Origin of the sequence: Azohydromonas caseinilytica, from assembly GCF_012927045.1 — a bacterium.
In the GTDB taxonomy this organism is placed as follows: Bacteria; Pseudomonadota; Gammaproteobacteria; order Burkholderiales; family Burkholderiaceae_C; genus Azohydromonas; species Azohydromonas caseinilytica.
The window spans coordinates 255,004-279,037 of sequence record NZ_JABBFW010000002.1; the positions used below are offsets into that span (position 1 = coordinate 255,004).

General features: G+C 71.4%; 20 protein-coding genes and 1 tRNA gene. 12 read left to right on the forward strand and 9 right to left on the reverse strand.

Translation table 11 applies throughout. From position 1 onward, the window contains the following. Window positions 1–226: 226 nt before the first annotated feature. Complete coding sequence (locus HHL10_RS04255; RefSeq protein ID WP_169159100.1) at window positions 227–1,615, forward strand: phosphomannomutase/phosphoglucomutase; 1,389 nt, start codon at window positions 227–229, stop codon at window positions 1,613–1,615. Between the two features lie 17 nt (window positions 1,616–1,632). Next, window positions 1,633–2,919, forward strand: coding sequence for a 3-deoxy-D-manno-octulosonic acid transferase (locus HHL10_RS04260; RefSeq protein WP_310734519.1), 1,287 nt, complete (start codon window positions 1,633–1,635; stop codon window positions 2,917–2,919). Between the two features lie 180 nt (window positions 2,920–3,099). On the opposite strand, the gene HHL10_RS04265 is transcribed toward HHL10_RS04260, so the two are convergent. The 3 genes from HHL10_RS04265 to HHL10_RS04275 form a co-directional block, all read right to left on the reverse strand. After that, window positions 3,100–4,437: a TolC family outer membrane protein gene (locus tag HHL10_RS04265; protein ID WP_169159101.1), complete on the reverse strand. Its 1,338-nt coding sequence runs from the start codon at window positions 4,435–4,437 to the stop codon at window positions 3,100–3,102. 64 nt (window positions 4,438–4,501) lie between these two features. Continuing rightward, window positions 4,502–4,837 (reverse strand): rhodanese-like domain-containing protein, encoded by a 336-nt coding sequence (locus HHL10_RS04270; RefSeq protein ID WP_205832905.1) that lies wholly within the window; start codon window positions 4,835–4,837, stop codon window positions 4,502–4,504. After that, window positions 4,837–5,502, reverse strand: a complete 666-nt coding sequence (locus HHL10_RS04275; RefSeq protein WP_169159102.1) for a protein-L-isoaspartate O-methyltransferase family protein — start codon at window positions 5,500–5,502, stop codon at window positions 4,837–4,839. The genes HHL10_RS04270 and HHL10_RS04275 overlap by 1 nt, the downstream gene beginning before the upstream one ends. Window positions 5,503–5,614: 112 nt before the next feature. Between HHL10_RS04275 and HHL10_RS04280 the strand changes: the two genes are divergently transcribed. From HHL10_RS04280 to HHL10_RS04290, 3 genes are all read left to right on the forward strand, one after another. Further along, on the forward strand, window positions 5,615–6,175 hold the full coding sequence (locus HHL10_RS04280) for a hypothetical protein (RefSeq protein ID WP_169159103.1): 561 nt from the start codon (window positions 5,615–5,617) through the stop codon (window positions 6,173–6,175). 77 nt (window positions 6,176–6,252) lie between these two features. Then, window positions 6,253–7,110 (forward strand): undecaprenyl-diphosphate phosphatase, encoded by an 858-nt coding sequence (locus HHL10_RS04285; RefSeq protein WP_169159104.1) that lies wholly within the window; start codon window positions 6,253–6,255, stop codon window positions 7,108–7,110. Between the two features lie 62 nt (window positions 7,111–7,172). Next, window positions 7,173–7,850, forward strand: a complete 678-nt coding sequence (locus HHL10_RS04290) for a glutathione S-transferase family protein (protein WP_169159105.1) — start codon at window positions 7,173–7,175, stop codon at window positions 7,848–7,850. An 8-nt stretch (window positions 7,851–7,858) separates the two neighbouring features. Here the strand turns inward: HHL10_RS04290 and trmB are convergent, their stop codons facing one another. After that, window positions 7,859–8,572 carry a tRNA (guanosine(46)-N7)-methyltransferase TrmB gene (gene trmB, locus HHL10_RS04295; protein WP_169159106.1) on the reverse strand — a complete coding sequence of 238 codons (714 nt, stop codon included), beginning with the start codon at window positions 8,570–8,572 and terminating at the stop codon, window positions 7,859–7,861. Between the two features lie 147 nt (window positions 8,573–8,719). Between trmB and HHL10_RS04300 the strand changes: the two genes are divergently transcribed. Together HHL10_RS04300 and HHL10_RS04305 are read left to right on the forward strand one after the other, a co-directional pair. Next, window positions 8,720–8,794: transfer RNA gene (locus HHL10_RS04300), tRNA-Gly, on the forward strand. An 87-nt stretch (window positions 8,795–8,881) separates the two neighbouring features. Continuing rightward, window positions 8,882–9,787 (forward strand): GGDEF domain-containing protein, encoded by a 906-nt coding sequence (locus HHL10_RS04305; protein WP_169159107.1) that lies wholly within the window; start codon window positions 8,882–8,884, stop codon window positions 9,785–9,787. A 100-nt stretch (window positions 9,788–9,887) separates the two neighbouring features. Here HHL10_RS04305 and HHL10_RS04310 read toward each other — a convergent pair whose 3' ends face one another. Together HHL10_RS04310 and HHL10_RS04315 are read right to left on the reverse strand one after the other, a co-directional pair. Next, window positions 9,888–10,802 (reverse strand): aspartyl/asparaginyl beta-hydroxylase domain-containing protein, encoded by a 915-nt coding sequence (locus HHL10_RS04310; protein ID WP_169159108.1) that lies wholly within the window; start codon window positions 10,800–10,802, stop codon window positions 9,888–9,890. Between the two features lie 85 nt (window positions 10,803–10,887). After that, window positions 10,888–12,375, reverse strand: coding sequence for an NAD-dependent succinate-semialdehyde dehydrogenase (locus HHL10_RS04315; RefSeq protein WP_169159109.1), 1,488 nt, complete (start codon window positions 12,373–12,375; stop codon window positions 10,888–10,890). A 240-nt stretch (window positions 12,376–12,615) separates the two neighbouring features. Between HHL10_RS04315 and alaS the strand changes: the two genes are divergently transcribed. Further along, the gene (gene alaS, locus HHL10_RS04320; RefSeq protein WP_169159110.1) at window positions 12,616–15,243 is read left to right on the forward strand and encodes an alanine--tRNA ligase; all 2,628 of its coding nucleotides are present in this window, start codon (window positions 12,616–12,618) and stop codon (window positions 15,241–15,243) included. A 198-nt stretch (window positions 15,244–15,441) separates the two neighbouring features. On the opposite strand, the gene HHL10_RS04325 is transcribed toward alaS, so the two are convergent. Beyond that, on the reverse strand, window positions 15,442–16,218 hold the full coding sequence (locus tag HHL10_RS04325; RefSeq protein ID WP_169159111.1) for a ChaN family lipoprotein: 777 nt from the start codon (window positions 16,216–16,218) through the stop codon (window positions 15,442–15,444). Window positions 16,219–16,311: 93 nt separating this feature from the next. Between HHL10_RS04325 and coaBC the strand changes: the two genes are divergently transcribed. The 4 genes from coaBC (at window position 16,312) to HHL10_RS04345 (ending at window position 22,755) form a co-directional block, all read left to right on the forward strand. After that, window positions 16,312–17,541, forward strand: a complete 1,230-nt coding sequence (gene coaBC, locus HHL10_RS04330; RefSeq protein ID WP_169159112.1) for a bifunctional phosphopantothenoylcysteine decarboxylase/phosphopantothenate--cysteine ligase CoaBC — start codon at window positions 16,312–16,314, stop codon at window positions 17,539–17,541. A 170-nt stretch (window positions 17,542–17,711) separates the two neighbouring features. After that, window positions 17,712–18,173 (forward strand): dUTP diphosphatase, encoded by a 462-nt coding sequence (gene dut / locus HHL10_RS04335; protein WP_169159113.1) that lies wholly within the window; start codon window positions 17,712–17,714, stop codon window positions 18,171–18,173. 137 nt (window positions 18,174–18,310) lie between these two features. Continuing rightward, entirely contained in the window at window positions 18,311–19,642 is a 1,332-nt protein-coding gene (locus tag HHL10_RS04340) for an efflux RND transporter periplasmic adaptor subunit (protein WP_169159114.1), read from the forward strand. Window positions 19,643–19,650: 8 nt separating this feature from the next. Further along, window positions 19,651–22,755 carry an efflux RND transporter permease subunit gene (locus HHL10_RS04345; protein WP_169159115.1) on the forward strand — a complete coding sequence of 1,035 codons (3,105 nt, stop codon included), beginning with the start codon at window positions 19,651–19,653 and terminating at the stop codon, window positions 22,753–22,755. A gap of 70 nt (window positions 22,756–22,825) precedes the next feature. Here the strand turns inward: HHL10_RS04345 and HHL10_RS04350 are convergent, their stop codons facing one another. Beyond that, window positions 22,826–23,452, reverse strand: a complete 627-nt coding sequence (locus tag HHL10_RS04350; RefSeq protein WP_169159116.1) for a LysE family translocator — start codon at window positions 23,450–23,452, stop codon at window positions 22,826–22,828. A 16-nt stretch (window positions 23,453–23,468) separates the two neighbouring features. Further along, window positions 23,469–23,999 carry an FKBP-type peptidyl-prolyl cis-trans isomerase gene (locus HHL10_RS04355; RefSeq protein ID WP_169159117.1) on the reverse strand — a complete coding sequence of 177 codons (531 nt, stop codon included), beginning with the start codon at window positions 23,997–23,999 and terminating at the stop codon, window positions 23,469–23,471. Between the last annotated feature and the right edge of the window lie 35 nt (window positions 24,000–24,034).

Genomic DNA, 24,034 nt, shown 5'->3' on the forward strand with positions numbered 1-24,034 from the left:
GCGCTCACCCCGATGGGGGAGGCCGGGTCCGGTGCGGCGTCTGGGATGGTGGCCGGCACGGCGGGGCGCCGGCCAGGTTGAGCAGGGAACGACAAGCTATTCATCGCGGGATCATAGGCAGGGCGCGGGCGCCGTCCCCCGGGGCGGGACGGCGCGCCGCGGGCCCGTTGCCAACCCGCGGGACGGCCGCAGTGGCTGCCTACAATCCCCCGCCAGGAGGACATCCATGCAGACAGCCGCTTCCGCGTTCAAGGCCTACGACATCCGCGGTGTCGTGGGACAGAGCATCGACGAAACCTTTGCCGAGCACCTCGGCCGCGCCTTCGGTACCGAGGCGATCAATGCCGGCGAGCGCGCCGTGGTGGTGGGCCGCGACGGCCGCGTCTCCGGCCCGGGCCTGGCGGCGGCGCTGATGCGCGGCCTGGCCTCCACGGGGCTGGACGTGGTGGACCTGGGCGCCGTCACCACCCCCATGCTCTATTACGTGGCCGCCACGCGCGGCCAGTACGGCTGCCACAGCGGCATCCAGGTCACGGGCAGCCACAACCCCAAGGACTACAACGGCTTCAAGATGGTGCTGGCCGGGCGCGCCATCTACGGCGACGAGATCCAGGGCCTGCGCCGGCGCATGGAGGCCGAGGACTACGTCCAGGGCCAGGGCCGCATCGGCGCCATGGACATCGTCCCCGAGTACACGCACCGCATCGTCAGCGACTGCAAGCTCGCGCGCCCGATGAAGATCGTGGTGGACTGCGGCAACGGCATCCCCGGCGCCAGCGCCCCGACCATCCTGCGCGCGCTGGGCTGCGAGGTCATCGACCTCTACAGCCGCGTGGACGGCGACTTCCCCAACCACCACCCGGACCCCAGCAAGCCCGAGAACCTGGCCGACCTGATCAAGGTCGTCAACGCCACCGAGGCCGAGCTGGGCCTGGCCTTCGACGGCGACGGCGACCGCCTGGGCGTGGTCACGCGCGACGGCCAGATCATCTACCCCGACCGCCAGCTCATGCTGTTCGCGCGCGACATCCTCTCGCGCCAGCCGGGCGCGCAGATCATCTACGACGTCAAGTGCAGCCAGCGCCTGACCGAGGCGGTGCGCGCGGCCGGCGGCCAGCCGCTGATGTGGAAGACCGGGCACTCGCTGGTCAAGGCCAAGCTCAAAGAGACGGGCGCGCCCATCGCCGGCGAGATGAGCGGCCACATCTTCTTTGCCGAGCGCTGGTACGGCTTCGACGACGGCATGTACACCGCCGCGCGGCTGCTGGAGATCCTCTCGCGCGAGGCCGACCCCAGCGCCGTGCTCAACGCGCTGCCGCAGAGCTTCAACACGCCCGAGCTCAACGTCGCCTGCGAGGAGGGCGAGCCGCATGCGCTGATCGAGAAGCTGCGCGAGACGGCGCAGTTCCCGGGCAGCGAGCTCGTCACCATCGACGGGCTGCGCGCCGACTACGCCGACGGCTTCGGCCTGATCCGCGCCTCCAATACCACGCCGGTGCTGGTGATGCGCTTCGAGGGCCACACGCCTGAGGCGCTGGAGCGCATCGAGGCCGATTTCATGGCCGCGCTGCGCGCCGTCAAGCCCGAGGCCCGCATCGCCGCGGCGGCGCACTGAGCCGCGGAGCCGCTGCGGTGGTGCAGGCGCTTGCGCGCTGGGGTTATGGCGCGCTGTTGTGGACGCTGACGCCGGCCTACCTGCTGCGCCTGTGGCGCCGCGGCCGCATGGAGCCCGCCTACCGCGAGCGCCTGGGTGAGCGGCTGGGCCGCTACGAGTACCCCGCGCCGCAGCCGCGGCGGCTGCTGTGGCTGCACGCGGTGTCGCTGGGCGAGACCCGCGCCGCCGCGCCGCTGGTGGCGGCGCTGCGCGCGCAGCGCCCGGACCTGCGCTTGCTGCTGACCACCTCCACCGCCACCGGCTGGAGCGCTGGCCACGCGCTGCTGCGCCCCGGCGACGTGCACACCTGGCTGCCCTACGACACGCCCGGTGCCGTGCGCCGCTTCCTGCGCCACCACCGCCCGGTCATGGGCGTGCTGATGGAAACCGAGGTCTGGCCCAACCTGGTGCACATCGCCGCCCGGGAGCAGGTGCCCCTGGTGCTGGCCAACGCGCGGCTGAGCCCCAAGAGCCTGCGCCAGGGCGAGCGCTTCGCCTGGCTGCTGCGCCCGGCGGCCGAGCGCTTCCTGCGCGTGCTGGCGCAGACGCAGGACGATGCGCAGCGCCTGCGCGACATGGGCGCGCCCTTCGTCGAGGTCTGCGGCAACCTGAAGTTCGACATCACCCCGCCCAAGGCGCTGCTAGAGCGCGGGCAGCGCTGGCGCGCGCGGCTGCAGCGCCCGGTGGTGCTGGCCGCCAGCACGCGCGAGAACGAGGAGGCGCCGCTGCTGGCGGCCTGGCGCGAGCTGCCGCAGCCGCGGCCGCTGCTGCTGCTGGTGCCGCGCCATCCGCAGCGCTTCGACGAGGTGGCGGGCCTGGTGGCGCAGGCCGGCTTCAGCGGCGTGCGCCGCAGCAGCTGGGGCGAGGGCGACCCACCCGAGGAGGCGGCGCGTGCCGACGTGTGGCTGGGCGACTCCATCGGCGAGATGGCGCTGTACTACGCCTGCGCCGACGCCGGGCTGCTGGGCGGCAGCTTCGAGCCGCTGGGCGGGCAGAACCTCATTGAAGCCGCGGCCTGCGGCTGCCCGCTGGTGCTGGGGCCGCACACCTTCAACTTCGCCGAGGCCGCTGAGCTGGCGGTGCAGGCGCGCGCAGCCATGCGCGCCGCGGACATCCGCCAGGGCGTGGTCTACGCCGCCACGCTGGCCATCGACCCGCAGCGCAACGGCTGGGTCGATCGCGCGCTGACCTTCGCCAGCCGCCACCGCGGCGCCACCGAGCGCATGGCCGAGCGCATCGTCGGGCTGCTGCCAGCGGTGCTCTGAGAAGGCAAGGGCTTGGGCTGCGGCGCCACCGCGTCGCATCCCAAGGCCCGCATTGTCAACCCCGGTGCGACAACGAACTCAATGAGCGATTCGGTATGAGCCGGAAGTCAACTTGTAGGAAACAATCGCGGCGCGGGTGAGAGCTGCGGTGGCGGCCCCATCCGTCCCGCGCAGGCTGCCTCACTGGGCACCGAGCATCCCTTCCACCGGCTGCAGGTCGCCGGGCTCCAGCAGGCCGGCGGCCTGGCGCATCTTCAGCGCGCCTACCAGCAGGTCGTAGCGGGCGCGCGCGAGGTCGCGCTGCGTGGTGTAGAGCTGGGTCTGGGCGTTGAGCACGTCCAGGTTCACGCGCACGCCCACGCGGTAGCCCAGCTGCGTGGCTTCCAGCGCCAGGCGGCTGGAGCTCTCGGCGGCCTCCAGTGCGCCGACCTGGGCCCGGCCCGACAACACGGCGCTCCAGAGCTGGCGCGTCTGCAGCGCCACGGCGCGCTGCGCGGCTTCGAGGTCGTTGCGGGCCCGCTCTTCCAGGCGCAGCGTCTCCTCGACGCGGTTCTGGATCGAGCCCCCGGCGTACAGCGGCAGGTTGAGCTGCACGCCGATGCTGCGGGTCTGCGTGGTGCCGTCGCTGCTGGTGCCCACCACGCTGGCGCCGTTGCTGTTGCTGCGCGAGACCGCGCCCACCAGCTCCACGGTGGGCAGGGCGCCGGCGCGGGCCTTGTCGGTTTCCAGCCGCGCGATCTCCAGTGCAGCCTGTGCGCGCTGCACCTGCGGATGCTGCGTGCGGCTGGCCTCCAGCCACGGCTCGATGCGCTCGGGCGCGAGTTCCTGCGGCAGGCGCACCGGCTGGCGCAGCGGCAGCGGCTCCACGCCGCTGCGGCCCACGAGCTGGTCCAGCGCGTTGCGCTTGGTGCGCAGGTCGTTGTCGGCGGCGATCTCCTGCGCCGTGGCCAGGTCGAAGCGCGCCTGCGCCTCGCGCGTGTCGGTGATGGTGGCGGTGCCGACCTCGAAGTTGCGCTTGGCCGAGGCCAGCTGCTCGGCGATGGCCTGCTTGCTCGCGCGCGTGGTGGTGAGGGTGTCCTGCGCCCCCAGCACGTCGAAGTACGCCTGCGCCACGCGCACGAGCAGGTCCTGCTCAGCCACCTGCAGCTCGGCCAGCGAGGCCTGCAGGCTCTGCTCGGCCTGGGCGATGGTGGCGTCGTTGGCGCGGTTGAACAGCGGCTGGCGGGCGTTGAGCGCGAGCTGCTTGGTGTTGGCATCGCGCGAGCGGTCGAACGCGCCATTGCTCACGCTGCCGTCGGTGCGGGTGGCGCTGCCGGCCAGCGCCACGTTGGGCCGGTTGAGCGCCTTGCTCTGGGCGGCGCGGTAGGGCGCCGACTCGGCCAGCGCGCGCGCGCTGAGGTAGGTGGCGTCGAAGCCGCGGGCGGCCTGGTACAGCTCGGTCAGGCCCTGCGCTTGCGCCGCACCGGCCAGCGCCAGCAGCAGGCCGGCCAGGCGGCGGAGTTTGATCGGGGACGGCATGGCGTGGGTGTCGCGTTCGGCAGCCACCCGAAGGGCGGGCGGCCGGCACGGAAAAGAAAAGCGCTCAGTAGCGCGGCAGGGTGGGGTCGATCTCCTGCGACCAGGCGTCGATGCCGCCGATCACGTCCCAGACCTCGTCGAAGCCCGCGCGCGCCAAGTAGGCCGCGACATGGGCGCTGCGCACGCCGTGGTGGCACAGGCACACGATGGGCGCGTCGTCGGGCAGCTCGTTGAGCCGCGCGGGCAGCTCTTGCATCGGGATGTCCAGCGCCCGTGTGCCGGGCAGCCGCAGTGCCGCGCGCTGCAGCTCCCAGGGCTCGCGCACGTCCAGCAGCACCGGCGGCTGGGCGGCGTGGGCCTGCAGGAAGTCCTGCAGCTCGGTCACGCGCAGGCGGTTCATCAGAAGGAGAAGCGGGTCGGCTCGGGGAACTTGAGCAGGCGCGGTGCCAGGGTGTCGAACAGCACGACCTGGCCGAACTCGCGCTCGCCGGTGCGCGTGAACAGCGTGGCGCGCATCACCGGCTCCTCGCCCACGATGGCGATGAGCCGGCCGCCGATCTTGAGCTGCTCCAGCAGCGCCTGCGGCACCGAAGCCACCGAGCCCGACAGCACGATGGCGTCGAAGGGCGCCTCAGCGGGCAGGCCCTGCGAGCCGTCGGCCTGGCGCACGGTGACGTTCATGATGCCGGCGCGCTGCAGGTTGGCCTTGGCCAGCGCCACCAGCTCGGGCACCAGCTCCAGCGTGATCACCTGCTGCGCGCGGTGCGCCAGCAGCGCGGCCATGTAGCCCGAGCCGGCGCCCACTTCCAGCACCTTTTCGTGGCGCTGCAGCCGCAGCTCCTGCAGCAGCCGCGCCTCCTGCTTGGGTTCGAGCATGCACTGGCCGGCGGCGCCGCCCTCGCGCAGCGGCACCATCATGTCCACGAAGGCCAGGGCGTGTTGCGAGGCGGGCACGAAGTCCTCGCGCTTCATCACCGCCAGCAGAGAGAGCACGTCCGGGTCCAGCACGTCCCAGGGGCGGATCTGCTGCTCGATCATGTTGAAGCGGGCTTGTTCGACGTTCATGGTTGTGTGGGTTAGACGGCGTGAATCGACGGCGCGGATTCTAGGCGGGCCCCATGGCGTGGGGCTTGCGCAGGCGCGGCAGGCGCATCGGCGCGATGCCTAGAATTTCCGGATGAACACCGCCCGACGCCGCCTGCTGCTGAGTTTTCCGTTCCTGGGCCTGGCGGGCTGCGCCGGGCTGGGGCTGCCCTCGCAGCTCACGCTGACGCAGGCCGAGCTCGACGAGCGGCTGGCGCGGCGCTTCCCGCGCACGCAGCGCGTGCTGGAGGTGCTGGAGCTCACGCTGAGCGCGCCGCGCGTGGCGCTGCTGCCCCAGAGCAACCGCCTGGCCTGCGACTTCGCGCTGGGGCTGCGCGACCGGCTCTTCGACAGCCAGTACGCCGGGCGCATCGGCTTCGACACCGGCCTGCGCTGGGAGCCCTCGGACGCCACGCTGCGCCTGTCGCAGGTGACGGTGCAACGGCTGGAGCTCGACACCGCGCCGCGCGCGCTCTCGGCGCAGGGCCAGCGCCTGGGCCGGCTGCTGGCCGAGCAGCTGCTCGAAGGCTTCACGCTGTGGCAGATGCCCGAGGAGCAGCACCGGCGGCTGCAGCGCGCCGGCCTCACGGTGGGCCCGATCGAGGTCACGGAGCAAGGCCTCGTGGCGCGCTTCACGCCCCTGGCGCCGCGCTGACCGCTGCCGGCGCAACCGTTGCGGACGCGCCACGGGCGCTGGGTATGATCCCGGGCTTTGTGCTGCGTGGAGCTGTCTTGGACTGGATGCTGCTGTTGAAAGCCGCCGTGATGGGCGTGGTCGAGGGCCTCACGGAGTTCCTGCCCATCTCCTCCACCGGGCACCTCATCCTCACCGCCTCGCTGCTGGACTTCCAGGGCGAGACGGCCAAGGTCTTCGACATCGCCATCCAGACCGGCGCCATGCTGGCCGTGGTGTGGGAGTACCGCCAGCGGCTGCTGGGCACGGTGCGCGGCCTGGGGCACGACCCGGTGGCACGCCGTTTCGCGCTCAACGTGTTCGTGGGCTTCCTGCCCGCGGTGGTGTTCGGCCTGGCGCTGGGCAAGCTCATCAAGAGCCACCTGTTCCATCCGGTGCCGGTGGCGCTGGCCTTCGTGGTGGGTGGGCTGCTGATCCTGTGGGTCGAGCGCATCCACCGCGCCCGCTACGGCCAGGCCGACATGGAAGGGCAGCGCGTGGCGCGCGTGGAGACGGTGGACCAGATGAGCGGGCTGGACGCGCTCAAGGTCGGGCTGCTGCAGTGCCTGGCGCTGATCCCGGGCACCAGCCGCTCGGGCGCCACCATCATGGGCGCGATGCTGCTGGGCTTCTCGCGCAAGGCGGCCACCGAGTTCAGCTTCTACCTGGGCATCCCGACGCTGATGGGCGCGGGCGCGTACTCGGTATGGAAGCAGCGCGACGCGCTGTTCCTGCACGACCTGCCGCTCTTCGCCGTGGGCACCGCGGTGGCCTTCGTCAGCGCGCTGCTGTGCATCCGCTGGCTCATCCGCTACGTCTCCAGCCACGACTTCATTCCCTTTGCCTGGTATCGCATCGTCTTCGGCGGCATCGTGCTGCTCACGGCCTACACGGGCTGGGTGGAGTGGGCCGCCTGAGCCGCGACCGCGCCGCGGCCCGCGCACCGGTTTCCCCCTACAGAGAAGAGAAGGAGCCTCGCATGCGTCTGGTGATCGGCAACAAGAACTACTCCTCGTGGTCGATGCGGCCCTGGGTGCTGCTGAAGCACTTCGGCATCCCCTTCGAGGAGGTGAAGCTGCGCCTGGACTTCGCGCCCGGCTCGGACTTCTACCGGCGGCTTGCCGCCGTCACGCCCGCGGGCAAGGTGCCGGTGCTGCTCGATGGCGACCTCGCGGTGTGGGACACGCTGGCCATCACCGAATACGTGGCCGAGCGTTTCACTCAGCACGCGATCTGGCCGCGCGACGTGAAGGCCCGGGCACGGGCACGTTCCATCTGCGCCGAGATGCACTCGGGCTTCACGGCGCTGCGCGGCAACTGCGGGATGAACATCGAGGCCCGGCTGCCCGAGGTGGGCCAGCGCGTGCTGGCCGAGGAGGGCGTGCGGCGCGACCTGGACCGCATCGTCGGGCTGTGGCGCGACGCGCTGCAGGCCAGCGGCGGGCCCTTCCTGTTCGGCGAGTTCTCGGCGGCCGACGCCTACTACGCGCCGGTGGTGAGCCGGCTGCAGACCTACGCGCTGCCGGTGCCGCAGGACATCGCCGACTACATGGCGCGGGTGTGGACCGCGCCCGGCGTCGCGGACTGGGTGCGCGACGCGCTGGCCGAACAAGACTTCCTGGACTTCGAGGAGCCGTACCGCGCCTCGCGTGGCTGAACGGGGCCTCAGCGCTTTCTGAACACCAGGTCCCACACGCCGTGGCCCAGGCGCAGGCCGCGGGCCTCGAACTTGGTCAGCGGCCGGTAGTCGGGCCGCGGCGCGTAGCCCTCGGCGGTGTTCTGCAGCGCCGGTTCCGCCGACAGCACTTCGAGCATCTGCTCGGCGTAGGGCTCCCAGTCGGTGGCGCAGTGCAGGTAGCCGCCGGGCGCCAGCCGCGTGACCAACTGCGCCACGAACGGGCCCTGGATCAGCCGGCGCTTGTTGTGCTTCTTCTTGTGCCAGGGGTCGGGGAAGAAGATGTGGATGCCCGCCAGCGAGGCCGGGGCGATCATGTGCTGCAGCACCTGCACCGCGTCGTGCTGGACGATGCGCAGGTTGCTCAGGCCCTGCTCGCCGATGCGCTTGAGCAGCGCGCCCACGCCGGGGGTGTGGACCTCCACGCCGATGAAGTCGTGGTCGGGCAGCGTCGTGGCGATCTGCGCCGTGGCGTCGCCCATGCCGAAGCCGATCTCCAGCACCAGCGGCGCCTGGCGGCCGAACACCGCGGCGGGGTCCAGCGGCGCGTCGGCATAGGGCAGCACGAAGCGCGGGCCCAGTTCGGCCAGCGCGCGCTGCTGGCCCGTGCCCATGCGGCCGGCACGCAGCACGTAGCTGCGGATGGCGCGCTCGTGCGTGGGAGAAGAGGGCGGCGGCGGGGCGGTGGCGTCGTCGGTCGTCATGGCGGAAAACGGGGAAGTCGGGCGCCGGGAGGCGGCGTCAAAAGGGGCCGCATTGTGCCGCGTGTGCCGCGCCCGTCCGCCGCAGGGCAGAAAGAGCCGCTTGGCGCGGCGAAAGCCCCAATTCGAGTGCTTATAATGAGCAGCTTCGCGGGCGTCGTATAACGGCTATTACCTTGGCTTCCCAAGCCAAAGACGAGGGTTCGACTCCCTTCGCCCGCTCCAACATTCCAGCTCAGGGCCGCCGCGTGCGGCCCTGATCGCTTGTGCGCCCGACGTACCATGCCTGCCATGTCCGCGTCCGGAGCCGCCATGAATCCCTGCCGCCTGATCGTCGTCGGTGCCGACCCTGCCGGGCTGGAGGCCGCGGGCTGGGGCGAATTCGACGTCCGCTCCTGCGCCGACCTCGACGCCGCGGCGGTGCTGCAGCAGCAGCGTTCGGCCGATGCGCTGTGGGTGGCGCTGCCCGATGGGCCGGCGCTGCGCGCGCTGCTGCACTGGCCGGCGCTGTCGGCCACGGTGCTGGACTGCGCGCTGGTGGCCACGCTGGATCAGCCGGCCCAGGGCCTGGCGCTGCTGGGGCGCGGCGTGCAGGACCTGCTGCCGCTGCAGGCGCCGCCGGCCGAGGTGGCGCGCGCGCTGCGCCTGGGCATCGAACGCAAGCGGCTGGAGCAGGCCGCGCGCGGGGCCTGGGCCACCGACATGGCCACCGGACTGCCCAACCACACCCAGCTCATCGAGCACGTCAGCCACCTGCTGGCGCTGCGCGAGCGCGAGCCCGCGCCGATGGCGCTGCTGGCCGTGCGCGTGGAGGGCTTCGCCAGCGTGCAGGCGCGGCTGGGCGGCGAGTCGGGCCATGTGCTGCGGCGCAAGGTGGCGGTACGGCTGCGCGCGGGGCTGCGCGCCAGCGACGTGGTCGCCTCCATCGGCGCCGACAGCTTCGCCGTGCTGCTGGCCTGGATCGACGCGCCGGGCGACGCGCGCAAGGTGGCCGACAAGCTCTGCGCGGCGCTGCAGCGCCCGTTCAGCCTGCAGGGGCAGGCCGTGGCGGTGGGCGTGGCCGTGGGCGTGAGCCTGTGCCCGGAGGACGGCCGCGACGCCAACGAGCTGCTGCGCCGCTCGGTGTCGCTGGCCGCCGTGGCGCCCGCGCTGGGCCGTGCCGGCTTCGCCAACTTCACCGAGCGCGGTGCCGTGCCGGCCGCCAACGACGAGGAGTGAGCCCGCCGCCGTGGCCACCACAGGCGGCATCGTTGACGCCGCACCGCAATGAGAAAGGGCCGCTGTCGCGGCCCTCGTCACGAATGCGGCGTGCAGCCGCTCACCAGAACAGCGCCCACAGCGCGGCCAGGATCAGCGCCCACTTGCCCGCGTAGTAGGTGGTGCGGCTGCGCGCCTTGAGATCCTTGGCCTTCTTGCGCGCGGCGTAGAAGCCCTGGAAGAAACGGTTGAGCGCGCCCACGGGCTCGCCGGGCACGTTCTGCGTCGCGGCAGCGGCCATGACGTGGCGCGCGAAGAGGCGGTTGAACCAGCGTACCGGCGCCGTCCACAGCGGGCGCTCCACGTCGCAGAACAGGATCACGCGCTGCTGCTGCGTGGTGTTGGCGGCGTGGTGGATGTAGGTCTCGTCGAACATCACCGCCTCGCCGTCGCGCCAGTGGTAGCGCTGGCCGTCCACCTCGATGAAGCAGTCCGGGTCGTTGGGCGTGGCCAGGCCCAGGTGGTAGCGCAGCGAGCCGGCGTAGGGGTCACGGTGCCGCACCAGCGTGGCCCCCGGCGGCAGCGAGGCGAACATCGCCGCCTTCACCGACGGGATGCCCTTGAGCAGCCCCACCGTGGTCGGACACAGCCGCTGCGCCGACTCCAGGTCCTGCCCGTACCAGCTCAGGTAGAAGCGCTTCCAGCCGGTGCGGAAGAAACTGTTGAAGCCGATGTCGGTGTGGCCGGCGGCGGCGCGGATGAAGCCCTCGTCGTTGAGCCGCAGCGCCTCCTCGCGGATCTGCTGCCAGTTGTCGGTGAGGACCTTCAGCTCCGGAAAGTCCCGCAGCGGCAGGTACGGGCTGCGCGGCGTGCGCGAGAACAGGTAGATCAGCGCATTCACCGGCGCGATCAGCACCGTGAAGTCCAGCAGCGCGCGCACCAGGCTGAAACGCACACGGCCGCGGAAGTGCGCGTACAGCGCCGAGGCGACGAAGACGAGCAGCACCCAGTGCCGCGGTTCAAGAGCCAGGTTCATGACGTTGTTGTCAAACGAAAGGGCGGCGCGCCCCGGCCCAAGCCGGTTGCCGCGCCGCCCGGAGCGGGCCCGAAGACGGGCCGGATTACTTCTGGATGTCGCCCAGGCAGAGGTACTTGAGCTCGATGTAATCCTCGATGCCGTGGCGCGAGCCCTCGCGGCCCAGGCCGGATTGCTTGACCCCGCCGAAGGGCACCTCGGCGGTCGAGATGATGCCGGTGTTGACGCCCACCATGCCGTACTCCAGCGCCTCGCCGACGCGGAAGATGCGGCCGATGTCACGGCTGTAGAAGTAGCTCGCCAGGCCGAACTCGGTGGCGTTGGCCAGCTCGATGGCCTCGGCCTCGGTGCCGAAGCGCTGCACCGGCGCCACGGGGCCGAAGGTCTCCTCGCGCGTGCACAGCATCTCGCTGGTGACGTCGGCCAGCACCGTGGGCGCGTAGTACAGCTCGCTGCCCAGGCCCGCCACGCGCGTGCCCCCGGCCAGCAGCCGCGCGCCCTTGGCCTGCGCGTCGGCCACATGCGCCTCCACCTTCTCCAGCGCCGCGGGCTCGATCAGCGGGCCCACCTGCACGCCGGGCTCGAAGCCGTTGCCCACCTTGAGCTGCCCGGCGCGCTCGGCCAGCCTGGCGACGAAGGCGTCGTAGACGCCGTCCTGCACGTACAGCCGGTTGGCGCAGACGCAGGTCTGGCCGGCGTTGCGGTACTTGCTGGCCAGCGCGCCCTCGACGGCGCTGTCCAGGTCGGCGTCGTCGAAGACGATGAAGGGCGCATTGCCGCCCAGCTCCAGGCTGAGCTTCTTGATGGTCGGCGCGCACTGCTTCATCAGGATGCGGCCGACCTCGGTGGAGCCGGTGAAGGAGAGGTGGCGCACCACGTCGCTGTCGCACAGCACCTGGCCGACCTCGATGGAGCGCTGCGCGTCGGCGGTGATGACGTTGAGCACGCCCGCGGGCATGCCCGCGCGCTGCGCCAGCTCGGCCACCGCCAGCGCCGACAGCGGCGTGGCCTCGGCCGGCTTGATCACCACCGGGCAACCGGCGGCCAGGGCGGGCGCGACCTTGCGCGTGATCATGGCGATCGGGAAGTTCCAGGGCGTGATGGCCGCGCACACGCCCACGGGCTGCTTGAGCACCAGGTAGCGCTTGCCGTTGTCGGTGGTGGGCACCGTCTCGCCGTACACGCGCTTGGCCTCTTCCGCGAACCACTCGATGAAGCTGGCGCCGTAGGTGACCTCGCCGCGCGCCTCCGTCAGCGGCTTGCCCTGCTCGGCGGTCATCAGCCGGGCCAGGTCCTCGGCGTGCTGCTGCAGCAGCTGGTACCAGCGCATGAGGATGGCGGCGCGCTCCTTGGCGGTCTTGGCGCGCCAAGCCGGCCAGGCGCGCTCGGCGGCCTGGATCGCTGACAGCGTCTCGGCCGCGCCCAGATTCGGCACGCTGGCCAGCGCGCGGCCGGTGGCGGGATCGAGCACCTCGAAGCGCGCCTCGCCGACGATCCACTGGCCGTTGATGAGCGCGTCGGTCTTGAGCAGGCTGGGGTCCTGGAGGGCTTGCAGGGGGGTGTTGTCGTTCATGGCGGCGGTTGTGCGCAATGGGACAAACATGATAGGCGCGCCCCGCGGCCCGTCCGCCGCGCCGGCCAAGGGCCGATAGCGCCGACCTATAATTGCCGGTTCCTCGAAATACCAGCCGAATCAAGCACTTGGCGACCCGCAGCCGGTCGCCGGCGCCGGCCGGGGCGGCGGCTTCCGACGGGGGCCGCCACAACGCACGCATGTCCCGGGCAGAGTCGCCCGCTGACCAGAAAGCACCGGATGAAAGCCGCCGAAATCCGCCAGTCGTTCCTGAAGTTCTTCGAGTCCAAGGGTCACACCATCGTGGCGTCGAGCCCGGTGGTGCCCGGCGACGATCCCACGCTGCTGTTCACCAACGCGGGGATGAACCAGTTCAAGGACGTGTTCCTGGGCTTCGACAAGCGGCCCTACACCCGCGCCACCACGGCCCAGAAGTGCATCCGCGCCGGCGGCAAGCACAACGACCTCGACAACGTGGGCTACACCGCGCGGCACCACACCTTCTTCGAGATGCTGGGCAACTTCAGCTTCGGCGACTACTTCAAGCGCGACGCCATCAGCTACGCCTGGGAGCTGCTGACCAAGGTGTTCAAGCTGCCCGAGGACAAGCTCTGGGTGACGGTGTACGCCGAGGACGACGAGGCCTACGAGATCTGGAACAAGACGGTGGGCGTGCCGGCCGAGCGCATCGTGCGCATCGGCGACAACAAGGGCGCGCGCTACGCCTCGGACAACTTCTGGATGATGGGCGACACCGGCCCCTGCGGCCCGTGCACCGAGATCTTCTACGACCACGGCCCCGAGGTCGCCGGCGGCCCGCCGGGGTCGCCCGATGAAGACGGCGACCGCTACATCGAGATCTGGAACAACGTGTTCATGCAGTTCAACCGCGACGAGGCGGGCGTGATGCACAAGCTCCCCAAGCCCAGCGTCGATACCGGCATGGGCCTGGAGCGCATCGCGGCGGTGCTGCAGCACGTGCACTCCAACTACGAGATCGACCTGTTCGTGAGCCTGCTCAAGGCGGCCAAGCAGATCGTGGACGCCGCCGGCGCGGGCAACTGCGACCCGGAGTCGCCCTCGCTGAAGGTGATCGCCGATCACATCCGCGCCTGCGCCTTCACGGTGACCGACGGCGTGATCCCCGGCAACGCCGGCCGCGGCTACGTGCTGCGCCGCATCACGCGCCGCGCCATCCGTCACGGCTACAAGCTCGGCGCGCGCACCCCGTTCTTCCACAAGCTGGTGGAGGAGCTGGTGTTCCAGATGGGCGACGCCTATCCCGAGCTGCGCCAGGCCCAGCTGCGCGTGACCGAGGTGCTGCGCCAGGAGGAGGAGCGCTTCTTCCAGACCATCGCCAACGGCATGGAGATCCTGGAAGCCGCGCTGGCCCAGAAGCCCGCGGTGCTCGACGGCGAGCTGGCCTTCAAGCTGCACGACACCTACGGCTTCCCGCTGGACCTCACCGCCGATGTCTGCCGCGAGCGCGGCGTGAGCGTGGACGAGGCCGGCTTCAACGCCGCCATGGCGCGCCAGCGCGAGCAGGCCCGTGCCGCGGGCAAGTTCAAGATGGCGCAGGGCCTGGAGTACAGCGGTGCGGACACCACGTTCCGCGGCTACGAGGCGCTGCTGACCGAGCAGAGCAAGGTGGTGGCGCTGTACGTGGACGGCACGCCCGTGAACCGCGCCGTGGCCGGTGACGACGTGGTGGTGGTGCTGGACCACACGCCCTTCTATGCCGAGAGCGGCGGCCAGGTCGGCGACCGCGGCGAGCTGCGCAACCTGCGCGCGCATGTGCTGGTGGAGGACACGCTCAAGATCCAGGCCGCCGTCTTCGGCCACCACGGCCGCATCGTCGAGGGCGAGGTGGAAGTGGGCGACGTGTTCACCGCCCGCGTGGACGCCGAGCAGCGCGCGCGCACCATGCGCAACCACAGCGCCACGCACCTGATGCACAAGGCGCTGCGCGAGGTGCTGGGCGCGCACGTGCAGCAGAAGGGTTCGCTGGTCAACGCCGAGCGCACGCGCTTCGACTTCACCCACAACGCGCCGGTGACGGCGGAGCAGATCCGCAAGGTCGAGGCCATCGTCAACGCCGAGATCCTGGCCAACCACGCCACCGACGCCACCGTGATGGCGCTGGAGGACGCGCAGAAGTCGGGCGCGATGATGCTGTTCGGCGAGAAGTACGGCGAGCAGGTGCGGGTGCTGACCATCGGCTCCACCAAGGAGCTGTGCGGCGGCACGCACGTGCAGCGCACCGGCGACATCGGCCTGTTCAAGATCGTGGCCGAGGGTGGCGTGGCCGCGGGCATCCGCCGCGTCGAGGCCGTCACGGGCGAGGGCGCGCTGGCCTACCTGCAGTCGCTGGAGTCCACGGTCGGCACCGTGGCCGGCACGCTGAAGGTGACGCCCGCCGACGTGGCGCCGCGCCTGACCCAGGTGCTGGACCAGGTGCGCACGCTGGAGAAGGAAATCGCCGCGCTCAAGGGCCGGCTCGCCTCCTCGCAGGGCGACGAGCTCCTGGCGCGCGCCGTGGAAGTGAAGGGCCTGAAGGTGCTGGCCGCGACGCTGGACGGCGCCGACGCCAAGACGCTGCGCGACACCATGGACAAGCTCAAGGACAAGCTCAAGAGCGCGGCCATCGTGCTGGCGGCGGTCGAGGGCGCCAAGGTGCAGCTGGCCGCAGGCGTGACGGCCGACGCCATTGCCAAGGTCAAGGCCGGCGAGCTGGTGAACTTCGTGGCCCAGCAGGTGGGCGGCAAGGGCGGCGGCAAGCCCGACATGGCCATGGCCGGCGGCAGCGACGCCGCCCGGCTGCCCCAGGCCCTGGCCTCGGTGCAGGGCTGGGTGGCCGAGCGGCTGTAAGCCGGGATTGTTGGCTGCAGTGCAACAGTCCTCTCACTCGGATGCCTCAAGTGAGTGGGCTGTGAACTACTAGTGAACAATGCGTCGCGCCTGAACGGGTGACACCCCATCAGGTCGCTGCATGAAAAAACCCGTCTCGCTGGTGCGGACGGGTTTTTTGTTGGGAGAGGCTTTTCCGGTCGTCCAGAAGGCGCACCCTCAATCCTTCTGCCTCTTGCGCAACGGTTCACACGGGTCCGGCCCGGGCGAGTGGGTCGCCGGCAGCAGCCGGTCGGAGGGCAGGGCGCCGTCGCTCGCGCCGAACATGGTCACGAACAGCTCGTCGGCCTTGAAGCCCAGGCGCTGCAGGTGCAGCGGCACGCCGCGGTCGCGCGCCGCGTGCTGCGCGCCGGAGAGCAGCAGCACCTGCTGCCCGGGCGAGGCGTCGTGCGCGGCCTGCGCCACGGCGCGCGCCATGCTCTGGTCGCGCGCGAGCTGGATGCGCAGCATGCCGCCCTCGTGCTCGGCGGGCAGCAGCCCGCAGTGGCCCTCGCGGATGGCGGTCTTGAGCTGGTCATTGACGGCCGCGGGCAGCAGGCCGTCCAGCGCCTCGTCCTGCATCGCTGCACGCATGCCGCTGCGCGGCAGGTTGCCGCCCAGCACCGGCACCTCGGCGCGCACGGCCGCCATCACCACGTCCTTGTAGCTGTCCCAGGGCCAGGCCGCGGCGCTCCAGCGCAATGCCTCCTGCACGGCGGCCTCGTCGGCACCGGCGGCAAGCCGCGCCGTGCTGCCGCCCTGCTCGGCCATCTCCAGCACCACGGCGGCCAGGCGCTGCTGCGCGGCCAGGTCGCGCACCGCCTGCGCCACCTGGCGCTGCTGGTCGGGTTGGTCGTGCTGCTCGCCGTAGAGCAGCACGCGCGCCTGCGGCGGCGGCATGCCGGCGCAGGCGGCCAGCGACAGGAAGAGCGGGGACAGGCGCAGCAGCAGCTTCATCAAAGCCTCTCCAGGGAAGAGCTTTTCAGCGGGAAAAGGGCCGGCATCGGCCCAGCATAGCGAGCGGCATGCCCCTGCTAGAGTGCGCGCCTTATGAAGCAATCCCCCGATCTCGCCGGCCGGCATATCGTGCTCGGCCTCTCCGGCGGCATCGCCTGCTACAAGTCTGCCGAGCTGGTGCGCGAGCTCACCCGCGCCGGCGCCACGGTGCAGGTGGTGATGACGCCCGCGGCCGAGCAGTTCATCACCGCGGTGACGATGCAGGCCCTCTCCGGACGCCCGGTGGTGCGCGACCAGTGGGACGCGCGCGAGCCCAACAACATGGCGCACATCAACCTCAGCCGCGAGGCCGACGCCATCCTCATCGCCCCGGCCAGCGCCGACCTCATCGCCCAGCTGGCCCAGGGCCGCGCCGACGAGCTGCTGAGCCTGCTGTGCCTGGCGCGGCCCTTCGCCTCCGGCCACGAGCGCGTGCCGCTGCTGCTGGCCCCGGCCATGAACCGCGAGATGTGGGCGCACCCGGCCACGCAGCGCAACGCGGCGCAGGTGGCGGCCGACGGCGCGGTGCTGCTGGGCCCGGCCCATGGCGACCAGGCCTGCGGCGAGGTCGGCGACGGGCGCATGCTCGAAGCGGTCGAGTTGCGCGACGCGCTCATTGCCTTCTTCCAGCCGAAGTTGCTGCAAGGCCGGCGCCTGCTGATCACCGCCGGCCCGACCTTCGAGCCCATCGACCCGGTGCGCGGGTTGACCAACCTCTCCAGCGGCAAGATGGGTTTCGCCATGGCCCGCGCCGCTCAGGAAGCGGGGGCGCAGGTCACGCTGGTGGCCGGCCCGGTGCACCTGGACACGCCGGCCGGCGTGCGCCGCATCGACGTGCGCACCGCGCAGCAGATGTTCGACGCGGTGCTGCCGCTGGCCGCCCAGCACGACGTCTTCGTCGCCACCGCCGCGGTGGCGGACTGGCGCCCGGCGGGCACCTCGGACGCCAAGATCAAGAAGCAGGCCGACCGTGCCGTGCCGGTGCTGGAACTGGTCGAGAACCCCGACATCCTGGCCGCGGTGGCGCGGCTGCCCGACGCGCCCTATTGCGTGGGCTTCGCCGCCGAGAGCCACGACCTGGCCAGACACGCGCGAGAAAAACTCCAGCGCAAGAATGTGCCGCTGGTGGTGGGCAACCTGGGCCCGGCGACCTTCGGCCGCGACGACAACGCGCTGCTGCTGGTGGACGCCCAGGGCGAGCGCGAAGTGCCCTGCGCCTCCAAGCGCGCGCTGGCGCAGGAGCTGGTGCGGGAGATCGCGGGGCGGCTCGCAGCCCGAGGCTGACGGCTGTCGCCGCGCCAGCGCCACAACGTTTCCCCGTCATGCCCGCGCAGGCGGGCATCCACGCATGCCGTGATGTCGGCCCCGGAATCTCGCTCCTGGGCCGCGCTTCGGTGATCGTGGATGCCCGCCTATACGGGCATGACGAAGTCTTTCCTTGATTCAGAACCCGAATGACCACCATCGACCTGAAGATCCTCGACCCCCGCGTGGCCGAGCGCTATGACGAGCTTGCCCCCCGCTACGCCACGCCGGGCAGCGCCGGGCTGGACCTGCGCGCCTGCGTGGACGCGCCGCTGGTGCTGGCGCCGGGCGACGCGGCACTGATTCCCACCGGCATCGCCATCCACATCGGCGATCCGGGCCTGTGCGCCATGCTGCTGCCGCGCTCCGGCCTGGGCCATAAGCACGGCTTGGTGCTGGGCAACCTGGTCGGCCTCATCGACGCCGACTACCAGGGCCCGCTGATGGTGAGCTGCTGGAACCGCGGCAAGGAGTCCTTCACCGTGCAGCCGATGGAGCGCATCGCGCAGATGGTGATCGTGCCGGTGGTGCAGGCCCGGTTCCGCCGCGTCGAGGAGTTCGGCGCCTCGCAGCGCGGCGAGGGCGGCTTCGGTTCCACCGGTCGGGCCTGAGCGGCCGGCGGCACGGCGCGGGCGCTTGAATCCACCGACCGGCCGGCCGATAAACACCCACGCCGACCCGGGCTGTCGGCTTGCTGACAGCCTCGCAAACCGGCAATTTCTTCTCTTCCCACGGACCGTTGCGATCCATGTCCAAGCCCAGAGCGGCTGCCCTCGCGGCGGTCCTTGTCGTTGCCGGCCTGGCCGGTGCCTGGTGGTTCAACAGCAGCCGCCGGGAGGCGCCCGCGGGGGCGCAGGTCGCCGCCGCCGGCGCGCCCGCCAGCGCGGCCTCGGCGCCGGCGGTGAGCATCACCAGCGTGGCGGCGCAGCAGCGCGACGTGCCGGTGCAGCTGCAGGCGCCCGGCACCGTCACGGCGCTGCGCAGCGTCGAGGTGAAGCCGCAGATCGCCAGCGTGGTCAGCCAGGTGCATGTGCGCGAGGGCCAGAACGTCAAGCGCGGCGAGCTGCTGTTCACGCTGGACGCCCGCACCGAGGAGGCCAACGTCGCGCGCGCCCAGGCGCAGCTGCTGCGCGACCAGGCCTCCGCCGCCGACGCCCAGCGCCAGCTCGCGCGCAGCCTGGAACTGCTGGAGAAGGGCTTTGTGTCGCAGGGCGCGGTGGACACGGCACGGGCACAGGCCGAGGCGCAGGCGGCGCTGGTGGCGGCCGACCGCGCCGCGCTGGAGGCCTCGCGCGTGGCGCTGTCCTACAGCCGCATCGCGGCGCCGGGGGACGGGCGCATCGGCGCCATCAGCGTCTATCCCGGCAGCTCCGTGTCGCCCACCGGAGCGGCGCTGCTCACGCTCACGCAGATCGATCCCATCGCCGTGTCCTTCAACCTGCCGCAGCGTGAGCTGCCCGCGCTGCTGCAGCTGCTGGGCAGCGGCGGTGGCCAGGTGCAGGCGGTGCTGCCCGAGGGCCGCAAGCCGCTGGCAGGCCGGCTGGACTTCGTGGACAACGCCGTCGATCTGGCCTCGGGCACGGTGCGCGTCAAGGCCGTGTTCGACAACCCGCAGCGGGCGCTGTGGCCCGGCGCCTTCGTGGACGTGAGCCTGACCGTGCGCACGCTGCAGGGCGTGGTGGTGGTGCCGCAGGCCGCGCTGATCCAGAGCCCGCGCGGGCCCACGCTGTTCGTGGTCGAGGCCGACAACAAGGCGGCGCAGCGGCAGGTGCAGGTCCTGCACTCGGCCGGCACCGAGGCCGTGGTCGAGGGCGTGCGCCCCGGCGAGCGCGTGGTGGTGGAGGGCAAGCAGAACCTGCGTCCCGGCGCCAGCGTGGCCGAGCGCTCCGGCGGCGCGGCCGCGGGCAGCGGCGGTGCCGGCGGCCAGGGCGGCCAGCCCGGCGGCGGCGCCGGCCAGGGTGGCGGCAACGGTGCCGGCAGCGGCGGCGGGGCGGGCAGCGGCGCCGGCCCGGGCAACGGCAGTGGTGCGGCGGCGCCGGGCCAGGGCGTGACAGTGGCCACGGCGGCTTCGAAGGAATAGGCGCTGCGATGAACCTGTCGGAACTGTTCATCCGCCGTCCGGTGATGACGGTGCTGCTCAACCTGGCCATCATCGTGGCCGGCGTGCTGGCCTACGGCCGCATCCCGGTGGCGGCGCTGCCCAGCTACAACACGCCGGTCATCAACGTCTCGGCCTCGCTGCCCGGCGCCAGCCCCGAGACCATGGCCACCTCGGTGGCGCTGCCGCTGGAGAAGCAGTTCCAGACCATCCCGGGCCTGGCCGTCATCAGCTCCACCAGCCAGCTCGGCAGCACCTCGGTGACGCTGGAGTTCGACGAGGGCCGCGACATCGACGCCGCGGCGGTGGACGTGCAGGCCGCGCTGCTGCGCGCGCAGCGCCAGCTGCCGCAGGACATGACGCAGCCGCCCTCGTACCGCAAGGTCAACCCGGCCGACGCCCCGGTGCTGCTGCTGTCGCTGACCTCGCCGGCCATGAGCCTCTCCGAGCTCAACGACTACGCCGAGCACCTGATCGCGCCCAACCTCTCGACGCTGCCGGGCGTGGCGCAGGTCAACATCTACGGCCAGAAGCGCTTCGCGGTGCGGGTGCGCGTGCTGCCCGACCAGCTCGCCTCGCGCAACATCGGCCTGGACGAGGTGGCGGGCGCCTTGCGCGCGGCCAACGCCAACACGCCCGTGGGCACGCTGGAAGGGCCCAGCCAGACGCTCACCCTGCAGGCCAACCGCCAGCTGCGCAACGCGGCGGAGTTCGCGGAAGTGATCGTCGCCGCCCGCAACGGCAACCCGGTGCGGCTGCGCGACGTGGCGCAGGTCGAGGACAGCTACGAGACGCTGCGCACCTACGCCAGCTTCAACGGCGAGCGCTCCATCACGCTGGCCATCCAGCGCCAGCCCGACGCCAACACCGTGCGCGTGGTGGACTCGGTGCGCGCGGCGCTGCCCACCTTCCAGGAACAGCTGCCGCAGTCGGTCAAGGTCAACCTCGTCAATGACCGCTCGGTGTCGATCCGCGAGGCGCTGCACGACGTCAACCTCACGCTGCTGGGCACCGTCGTGCTGGTGGTGCTGGTGATCTTCCTGTTCCTGCGCCGCTTCATTGCCACCGTCATCCCCTCGCTGTCGCTGCCGGTGTCGCTGCTGGGCGCGGTGTCGCTGCTGTGGGGCCTGGGCTACTCGATGGACAACATCTCGCTGCTGGGCCTGACGCTGGCGGTGGGCCTGGTGGTGGACGACGCCATCGTCATGCTGGAGAACATCATCCGGCACGTGGAGGAGGGCGTGCCGCCGTTCCAGGCGGCGCTGCGCGGCTCGCGCGAGGTGGGCTTCACCATCATCTCCATCTCCACCTCGCTGATCGCGGTGTTCATCCCCGTGTTCTTCATGCCGGGCGTCATCGGGCTGCTGTTCCACGAGTTCGCCGTGGTGGTGTCGCTGGCGATCGTGGTGTCGGCCTTCGTGTCGCTGACGCTGGTGCCGATGATGGCCAGCCGCTTCCTCAGCGACGAGGCGCACAAGAAGCCGCCCGGGCTGGTGGTGCGCAGCTTCGAGCGCGGCTTCGACGCGGTGCTGCGCGTCTACACCCGCACGCTGGACGCCGCGCTGCGCCACCGCGGCGTGGTGATGCTGGTGGCGCTGGGCACCTTCGCCGCCACGGCCTGGCTGTTCATCACCATCCCCAAGGGCTTCTTCCCCGAGGAGGACATCGGCCAGATCAGCATCAGCACCGAGGCCGCGGAGGACATCTCCTTCCCCGCCATGGTGCAGCTGCAGGACCGGGTGGCGGGCATCATCCGCGACGATCCCAACGTGCTGAGCGTCAACTCCTTCCTGGGCGGCAGCAACGCCAGCAACACCGGGCGCATGTTCATCAACCTCAAGCCGCGCGGCGAGCGCCGGCCGATGAAGGAGGTGGTGGACGGGCTGCGGCGCAAGGTGCGCGCGGTGGCGGGCATCAACGTGTTCATGCGCCCGGTGCAGAACCTGCAGCTCGGCGGCCGCTCCAGCAAGGCGCAGTACCAGTACATCCTGCAGAGCGTGCAGGCCGGCGAGCTCAACGACTGGGCCGCGAAGCTGCAGGAGAAGCTGCGCGCCGACGCGCTGTTCCGCGACGTCACCAGCGATGCGCAGCTGCGCGGGCTGCAGGCCTCGCTGTCCATCGACCGCGACCGCGCCAACACCCTGGGCGTGTCCATCGACGCGGTGCGCACCGCGCTGTACAGCGCCTTCGGCGAGCGGCAGGTGTCCACCATCTACACCAGCGCCGACAGCTACCAGGTGATCATGGAAGCGGCGCCCGAGGCCAAGCAGGACGAGGGCGACCTCTCGCGCATCTACGTGCGCTCGTCCAACGGCGGGCTGGTGCCGCTGTCGGCCTTTGCCACCGTGTCGCGCACGGTGGGGCCGATCGCCATCAACCACGTCGGCCAGCTGCAGGCGGTGACGGTGTCCTTCAACCTCGCGCCCGGCGCGGCGCTGGGCGACGCCACCGAGCGGCTGGAGCAGTACCGCGCGGCGCTGGGCATGCCGGAGTCGATCATCACGCGCTACGGCGGCGACGCGGCGGTGTTCAAGAGCTCGCAGGGCAGCCAGGCGATCCTGATCGTGGCGGCGCTGCTGGTGATCTACGTGCTGCTGGGCGTGCTCTACGAGAGCTACGTCCACCCGCTGACGATCCTGGCCGGCCTGCCCTCGGCGGCGGTGGGCGCGCTGCTGATGCTGAAGTTCTTCGGGCAGGACCTGACGCTGATCGCCACCATCGGCATCCTGCTGCTGATCGGCATCGTCAAGAAGAACGCGATCATGATGATCGACTTCGCGCTGGAGGCGCAGCGCGAGCAGGGCATGGCGCCGCTGCAGGCGATCCGCGAGGCCTGCATCCTGCGCTTCCGGCCGATCATGATGACCACGCTGGCGGCGCTGGTGGGCGCGCTGCCCATCGCCGCGGGCATCGGCGCCGGCGCCGAGCTGCGCCAGCCGCTGGGCCTGGCCGTGGTGGGCGGCCTGCTGTTCTCGCAGGCGGTGACGCTCTACATCACGCCGGTGATCTACCTGGCGCTGGACCGCTTCAGCGGCAAGGGGCCGATCACGGCGCCGGAGCAGGGAGAGCGGGCGCCGGGGACGACGGCGGCGTGAACGCTCCGGGACGCCCTCAATGAGAAACGCCGGCTCCTGGGCCGGCGTTTTCGTTGTCAGCGGGACTTGTTCAGCGCGGCGCCACCAGCAGCCGCAGGCCCAGGATCAGCATCAGCGCGCCGCTGAAGCGGAAGGCGCTGCACACCGCGCGCTCGTTGCGGCGCAGCGCCTGGGTCAGCGAGCCCGCCACCCAGCCGGCGATGCCCTGCACGCCGATGCCGATCACGCTGAAGGCCAGGCCCAGCAGCACGGTGTCCAGCGCCGCAGAGGCGCTCTCGGCGGGCACGAACTGCGGTAGGAAGGCCAGGAAGAAGAGCGCCAGCTTGGGGTTCAGCAGGGCCGACAGCGAGCCCTGCAGGAACAGCGCCTTCGGGTCGAGCCGGTCGCCGGCGGCGTGGATGTCGATGCGCGGCGCCGCGCGCCACATCTGGATGCCCATCCACAGCAGGTAGCAGGCGCCCGCCACCTTCAGCGCCGTGAAAGCCAGCTCCGAGCTCTGGAGCAGCACCGACACGCCGAAGGCCGCGAACAGCGTGTGCGCCGCCAGCCCCAGCGACAGCCCGGCGGCGGAGATCAGCGCGGCCTTGCGCCCCTGGGCCAGGGCGCGCGAGACCACGTAGATCATGTCCGGCCCCGGCGTGCAGGCCAGCGCCAGGCACGCGGCCAGGAACAGGCCCCACTGGATGCCTTCACCCATCGCGGGCTCGCGCCGCTCAGTGCAGCGTCTCGTCGCGCGGTGCGCCCGAGGGCGGCGCCATCAGCGCCAGCACGCTGCCGCCGACGCTGCCGGCCTCGATCTCTTCCTCGGTGGCCTCGCGCACGTCGCGCACCTTGATGTGCATCTGCAGCCCGATGCCCGCCAGCGGGTGGTTGGCGTCCAGCACCACGTGTTCCGGGTAGACCTCGGTGACCATGTAGATCGCGTCGGGCGGCATGTCGGTGGTGGCGCTGCCTTCGGGCAGGCCCTCGAAGGCCATGCCGGGCTCGATGTTCTCGGGGAAGAGCGAGCGCGCTTCGAAGCACACCAGCTCGGGCTTGTAGTCGCCGAAAGCGTGCTCGGGGTCGAGCTTCAGCCAGGTCTCGTGGCCCACTTCCTGGCCGGCGAGCGCTTCCTCGACCTTGGGCAGCAGGTCGTCGCCGCCGAAGAAGAATTCGACCGGATCGGCCAGCTCGTCGATGGTCTGGCCTTGAGCGTCGGCCAGCGTCCAGGTGAGGCTGACCACGCAAGGTGCGTTGATGTTCATCGGTGGAGGATGCCACAAGGCCGATGACAATCCCG

What these genes read in the sequence shown, in the direction of transcription:
- HHL10_RS04275 (WP_169159102.1), bottom strand. Translation starts at nt 5,502, where the DNA reads ATGAACGTCGAACAAGCCCGCTTCAACATGATCGAGCAGCAGATCCGC.
- HHL10_RS04350 (WP_169159116.1), bottom strand. Translation starts at nt 23,452, where the DNA reads ATGGGTGAAGGCATCCAGTGGGGCCTGTTCCTGGCCGCGTGCCTGGCG.
- alaS (WP_169159110.1), top strand. Translation starts at nt 12,616, where the DNA reads ATGAAAGCCGCCGAAATCCGCCAGTCGTTCCTGAAGTTCTTCGAGTCC.
- HHL10_RS04255 (WP_169159100.1), top strand. Translation starts at nt 227, where the DNA reads ATGCAGACAGCCGCTTCCGCGTTCAAGGCCTACGACATCCGCGGTGTC.
- HHL10_RS04280 (WP_169159103.1), top strand. Translation starts at nt 5,615, where the DNA reads ATGAACACCGCCCGACGCCGCCTGCTGCTGAGTTTTCCGTTCCTGGGC.
- HHL10_RS04310 (WP_169159108.1), bottom strand. Translation starts at nt 10,802, where the DNA reads ATGAACCTGGCTCTTGAACCGCGGCACTGGGTGCTGCTCGTCTTCGTC.
- HHL10_RS04315 (WP_169159109.1), bottom strand. Translation starts at nt 12,375, where the DNA reads ATGAACGACAACACCCCCCTGCAAGCCCTCCAGGACCCCAGCCTGCTC.
- trmB (WP_169159106.1), bottom strand. Translation starts at nt 8,572, where the DNA reads ATGACGACCGACGACGCCACCGCCCCGCCGCCGCCCTCTTCTCCCACG.
- dut (WP_169159113.1), top strand. Translation starts at nt 17,712, where the DNA reads ATGACCACCATCGACCTGAAGATCCTCGACCCCCGCGTGGCCGAGCGC.
- HHL10_RS04265 (WP_169159101.1), bottom strand. Translation starts at nt 4,437, where the DNA reads ATGCCGTCCCCGATCAAACTCCGCCGCCTGGCCGGCCTGCTGCTGGCG.
- HHL10_RS04305 (WP_169159107.1), top strand. Translation starts at nt 8,882, where the DNA reads ATGAATCCCTGCCGCCTGATCGTCGTCGGTGCCGACCCTGCCGGGCTG.
- HHL10_RS04325 (WP_169159111.1), bottom strand. Translation starts at nt 16,218, where the DNA reads ATGAAGCTGCTGCTGCGCCTGTCCCCGCTCTTCCTGTCGCTGGCCGCC.
- HHL10_RS04270 (WP_205832905.1), bottom strand. Translation starts at nt 4,837, where the DNA reads ATGAACCGCCTGCGCGTGACCGAGCTGCAGGACTTCCTGCAGGCCCAC.
- coaBC (WP_169159112.1), top strand. Translation starts at nt 16,312, where the DNA reads ATGAAGCAATCCCCCGATCTCGCCGGCCGGCATATCGTGCTCGGCCTC.
- HHL10_RS04345 (WP_169159115.1), top strand. Translation starts at nt 19,651, where the DNA reads ATGAACCTGTCGGAACTGTTCATCCGCCGTCCGGTGATGACGGTGCTG.
- HHL10_RS04355 (WP_169159117.1), bottom strand. Translation starts at nt 23,999, where the DNA reads ATGAACATCAACGCACCTTGCGTGGTCAGCCTCACCTGGACGCTGGCC.
- HHL10_RS04290 (WP_169159105.1), top strand. Translation starts at nt 7,173, where the DNA reads ATGCGTCTGGTGATCGGCAACAAGAACTACTCCTCGTGGTCGATGCGG.
- HHL10_RS04340 (WP_169159114.1), top strand. Translation starts at nt 18,311, where the DNA reads ATGTCCAAGCCCAGAGCGGCTGCCCTCGCGGCGGTCCTTGTCGTTGCC.